A 5,243-nucleotide genomic window follows, 5' to 3' on the forward strand; every position below is an offset into this window, starting at 1 on the left:
ATCGTAAAACTGAGAGCCATGATTTTACCTAATCCAGACATATCATCCACACCGCTCGATGTATTTATTTCTTACTCTCACCGGGATGAGAAACTGCGGGAAACTTTGGGACTTCACCTCGCGTCATTACAAAGACAGGGAGTGATTAAATCATGGCACGATCGCAAAATTAGTGCTGGAACAGAGTGGAAACAAGCCATTGATGAAAATCTCAATTCAGCCGAGATTATTCTGTTGTTGATTAGTGAAAACTTTATCGCTTCTGACTACTGTTATGATCTTGAAATGGAACGGGCGATTGCACGGCATGATGCGGGGGAGGCGCGGGTGATTCCGATTATTTTGAAGCCGGTGGATTGGAGTGGTGCGCCTTTTGGTAAGTTGCAAGCTTTGCCAAAAAATGCCAAGCCTGTGACGACTTGGAGTAATCGGGGTGAGGCGTTTTTAAATATTGCTAAGGGGATTCGCCACGCGGCAATGGAAATGGCGACAGTGTTAACTGATAAACAGCCTACTGTCTTGCCAGAGCCTCAACAATCCGCAAAAGCCACTGAGATGCCAACGCAATCGGAACCCCTCAAGCCAACAGTTACTCCAGACAAGATACAACAGGAAATTAGCTTGGAATCTCCAGAAGGACAAGTTAGCATTGACTCTCGCTTTTATATTACTTCCCCTTACGAAGAACGGTGCTATGAGGAAATTCAAAAGCCTGGCTCCCTGATTCGGATTAAATCGCCCCACAATATGGGCAAATCGTCCCTGATGGCGAAGGTACTTGCCCAAGCATCTCAACTAGGCTATCGTGCGGTAACGATCGATCTGGAACAGACCAATCAAAAGTTCTTTGACGATCTCGACAAGTTCATGCAGTGGTTTTGTGCGTCGGTGGGTAAACCACTAGGAGTAAGGGTCAAGATTGAAGAGTATTGGGATGATATTTTTGGAGCGAACGATAACAGTACGGATTATTTTGAGAAGTATTTATTAGAGGGGGACGATCGCCCGTTGGTGTTGGCGATCGATAACTTTGATCGCATCTTTAAATACGCAGATATCGAGACGGATTTATGCGGATTATTGCGCGGCTGGCATGAAAGTTCCAAGATTAAAAAACTGTGGCAGAAATTGCGGCTGATCATCGTCCATTCTCAAGAGTCCTATGCCCAACGGGATATCAATCAATCGCCTTTTAATGTGGGGTTGCCCATCGAATTGGGAGAGTTTACGCCTGAACAGGTACAGGAGTTGGTAGCACGGCACGGATTAACTTGGACAGAGGGGGAACTCGAACAATTTATGGGGTTAATTGGAGGGCATCCCTACATGGTGCGCTCGGCACTCTATCACATTGCAGCGGGGGATCTTTCTTTGGCGGAATTTTTGCGGACGGCTCCCACAGAAGCGGGAATTTACAGCGATTATCTGCGGGGACATTTGAAGACTTTGGAAGATTATCCTGAACTGGGGGCAGCCATGAAATTGGTTATTACTTCTGAAGCGCCGGTACGTTTGCGGTCTGAGGAGTCGTTTAAACTGGACAGTATGGGATTAGTGGTGCGGGTTGATAATAATGTGAAACCTCGCTGCGATCTTTATCGTCAGTATTTTTGCGATCGCTTGGGAGGAAATTAAATAAAAACACTTTATTGTAAACTAGATTTGGCGATTAGAGATGTGATTTATAATTCATTTTTTGAAGAGCCAATCGGACAAATTTTAATCGAAGATGAAAATCTCAAGTTTATTGTTTTTGATGCTGAAAAGGAGGTCATTTCGCAATGGAAAAATTAGATCAGTATCGTCATATTATTAAATCGGTTTTGATTCCTTATACTGAAATCCCTTATTCTCACGGCGAATTGATTTGTAAGCCGATTTTTGATGAAGTTCGAGATAGCTATCTTTTGATGACGCTCGGATGGGATCGCAAAACTCGCGTGCATGGCTGTTTAATTCATTTGGATATTATCAACGAGAAAATCTGGGTACAACGAGATGAAACCGAAGACGGAGTAACCCATGAGCTAGTGGCAGCGAGTGTTCCCCAGCAGGATATTGTCCTCGCTTTTCATCCGGCGGATGTACGCGGTTACACGGGCTACGCGATCGCCTAACCTCTTAGAAAACGGGTTTCTTAAAGAAATCCGTTTTCTGGGACATATTTTTAGCAATTTGGTATCAGATGACAAACCCAACTTCCTCGACTCCTTTTAGCTATCAAGTAGGCGGGAGCTTACCTGCCGAATATCGTGGGTATGTAGAGCGACAGGCCGATCGCGAATTGTACGATCGCCTGAAATCAGGAGAATATTGTTTTGTCTTTAACTCGCGGCAGATGGGCAAGTCTAGTTTGCGGGTGCGGGTGATGCAGAAGTTAGCGGCAGAGGGGGTGGCTTGTGCGGTCATTGACCCGCAAACCCGGGGAACCAGTTTGAGCGAGGATCAGTGGTATGCCGGAACCATAAAACGCTTGATCGATGATTTGCATTTACAAGAGAAAATCGATTTTTCGAGTTGGTGGAAGGATCTGGCGGCTCAGTCGATTTCGGCGGTCGAACGCTTTACTTATTTTATCGATCGCGTATTGCTGGCAGAACTCTCGCAAGATGTCGTCATTTTTGTCGAAGAAATTGATAACCTGCTCAGTCTCAAGTTTGATACCGATGGTTTTTTCATTCTGATTCGCTCTTTCTTTGAGCGGCGGGCGGAAGATCTGCGTTATCGGCGGCTGACTTTTGCGTTTTTAGGGGTGGCAACACCTTCCGATCTGATTGTCAGTAAGCGTAGTTCGGCGTTTAATATCGGTCGGGCGGTGGAGATGAGTGGCTTTCAACTCCAGGAAGCTCAACCTTTGATGCAGGGTTTGGTGGGCAAGGTGGACGATCCGCAGGCGGTGCTGCAAGCGGTGTTGTATTGGACGGGGGGACAGCCGTTTTTGACGCAGCGGGTCTTGAATTTGGTAGTGCAGGAGGCAGATTTGCGCCTATCGCCCCCAGATTTGGTGGCGCAGGTGGTGACGAGCCAGCTTATCGATAATTGGGAGGCGCAGGACGTGCCGCCGCATTTGAAAACGATTCGAGACAGGATTTTACGCAGTGACGAACGGCTGCGGGGGCGACTGCTAGGGATTTATCAGCAAGTTTTGGATGCTGAACCCCCCCCTCTCTCATCCAGAAAGGAAGGGGGGATCATTGCCGATGAGAGCTATGAGCAAATACAACTGCGGCTGACGGGTTTGGTGGTGAAGCGAGAGGGCAGGTTGAAAGTCTATAACCCCATCTACGCGCAGGTGTTTAATGGGCAGTGGGTGGCTCGCGCTTTGGCGGATTTGCGTCCGGGGTTTTATGGGGAGGCGTTTAAGGCTTGGCAGGAGGCACAAGAGGAGCAGAAAGAGTCGTTTTTGTTGCGGGGACAGGCGTTAAGAGATGCGGAGACTTGGGCAAAAGGAAAGCGTTTGAGTAAAGAAGATGAACGCTTTTTAGATGATAGCCAGGATGTCGAAAAACGGGATATGGAAAGGCGATTGGCGGCGGAAACGGAAGCGAATCAGATTTTGACGGCGGCGAGGGAACAGGCGGAAACAGAATTAGAAACAGCGAACCAAGCATTATTAGAAACAAGGGAGGAATCCGATAGAATCATCAAAAAAGCCAATCGACGGAATAAGCTTAGTTTGTTGGGGGCATTGGGAGCTATTGTCATTGCTGCTATTGCCGTTCCTATTTCGATAAAGGCAACGACTAATTTCAGGGTTGCCCAAACCAATATCACAAAACTGAACGGCGACAAACTGAGATTATTAGCAGACCAAAGGAAGTTACAGCAAGACAAAATTATTTTAGATAGCAATTTGCGCCAGACGAGGGGAAAGGAAAAATTAGCCCAGAAAAATCTCTCAGTAGCGCGAGGAAAGCTAAAGGATGCCGATCGCAAGTTCCAGCAGGCACAAAACCAAGCGCGATCGGCCCAGCAGCAATACCTACAAGCACAGGAACGGGTACTGGTAGCCTCGGCGCAGTTGGCTCAAGTCAACCGAGATAGGGCAGCCACAGAACGGGATAAGGTGGCAGCAGAGCAGCAGTTCCGACTTGCCGCAGCCCAGCAGCAAAAGGCAGAAAGGGCGGCGCGACAGGCAGAGATAGCGTTGCAACAGGCGCAGGAAACACGGGATACGATCCTTGCGGTCAATCGGTTAGAGCGGTCGGGTGAGGTTGCCTTAAATAACTTTCAATTTGGACAGATCCCAGCATTGGTAGAGGCGATCCAAGTTGGAGAAGCGGCGAAGGCATTGGCACAGAAAAAGGGACGGGCGGGGTTTGCGGCAAATCCCCTTTACGCGCTGCAAACGATGCTAGATACCGTAGAAAATCGTGCAGGGCAACCTTGGCAGCACCAAACCCTCTTGGCTCATCAAAACACTGTCATAACAGCCGCCTTTAGCCCGGACGGCAAGCGCATCGTCACCGCCTCAGAAGACAACACAGCGAGGGTGTGGGATGCCGAGACGGGAAGAGAAATCGCCTCCCTCAACGGCCATCAAAGCACTGTCAGGACAGCCGCCTTTAGCCCAGACGGCAAGCGTATCGTCACCGCCTCCGATGACACGACAGGGAGGGTGTGGGATGCCGAGACGGGAAGAGAAATCGCCTCCCTCAACGGCCATCAAAGCACTGTCTGGACAGCCGCCTTTAGCCCGGACGGCAAGCGTATCGTCACCGCCTCCTGGGACAACACAGGGAGGGTGTGGGATGCCGAGACGGGAAGAGAAATCGCCTCCCTCAACGGCCATCAAAACTATGTCGGGACAGCCGCCTTTAGCCCGGACGGCAAGCGCATCGTCACCGCCTCCTGGGACAACACAGGGAGGGTGTGGGATGCCGAGACGGGAAGAGAAATCGCCTCCCTCAACGGCCATCAAAACTATGTCTGGACAGCCGCCTTTAGCCCAGACGGCAAGCGCATCGTCACCGCCTCCGATGACACGACAGGGAGGGTGTGGGATGCCGAGACGGGAAGAGAAATCGCCTCCCTCAACGGCCATCAAAAAGCTGTCATAACAGCCGCCTTTAGCCCGGACGGCAAGCGCATCGTCACCGTCTCAGAAGACAAGACAGGGAGGGTGTGGGATGCCGAGACGGGAAGAGAAATCGCCTCCCTCAACGGCCATCAAAGCACTGTCAGGACAGCCGCCTTTAGCCCGGACGGCAAGCGCATCGTCACCGCCTCCTGGGACAACACAG

4 protein-coding genes and 1 pseudogene are annotated in these 5,243 nt (G+C 49.9%); all 5 read left to right on the forward strand.

Translation table 11 applies throughout. The features are described from left to right. Nucleotides 1–1,635 (forward strand): AAA-like domain-containing protein (locus tag PX636_RS12005; protein ID WP_288117346.1); only part of this gene is annotated, 1,635 nt, incomplete at its 5' end. Nucleotides 1,636–1,662: 27 nt separating this feature from the next. Then, nucleotides 1,663–1,794: an element excision factor XisH family protein gene (locus PX636_RS12010; protein WP_002761389.1), complete on the forward strand. Its 132-nt coding sequence runs from the start codon at nt 1,663–1,665 to the stop codon at nt 1,792–1,794. Then, nucleotides 1,782–2,117 (forward strand): XisI protein, encoded by a 336-nt coding sequence (locus PX636_RS12015; RefSeq protein WP_288057637.1) that lies wholly within the window; start codon nt 1,782–1,784, stop codon nt 2,115–2,117. Before PX636_RS12010 ends, PX636_RS12015 begins: the two co-directional genes overlap by 13 nt. 68 nt (nt 2,118–2,185) lie before the next feature. After that, nucleotides 2,186–3,010: pseudogene (locus PX636_RS22695) on the forward strand (AAA-like domain-containing protein); the annotation flags it as partial. Between the two features lie 57 nt (nt 3,011–3,067). Continuing rightward, a partial coding sequence (locus tag PX636_RS12020) for a WD40 repeat domain-containing protein (RefSeq protein ID WP_502882879.1) occupies nt 3,068–5,243 on the forward strand: 2,176 nt, incomplete at its 3' end.

This window comes from Microcystis sp. M53598_WE2 (assembly GCF_030067735.1).
GTDB lineage: Bacteria > Cyanobacteriota > Cyanobacteriia > Cyanobacteriales > Microcystaceae > Microcystis > Microcystis aeruginosa.

Coding starts and splice junctions, on each gene's coding strand:
- PX636_RS12015 (WP_288057637.1), top strand. CDS start 1,782: ATGGAAAAATTAGATCAGTATCGTCATATTATTAAATCGGTTTTGATT.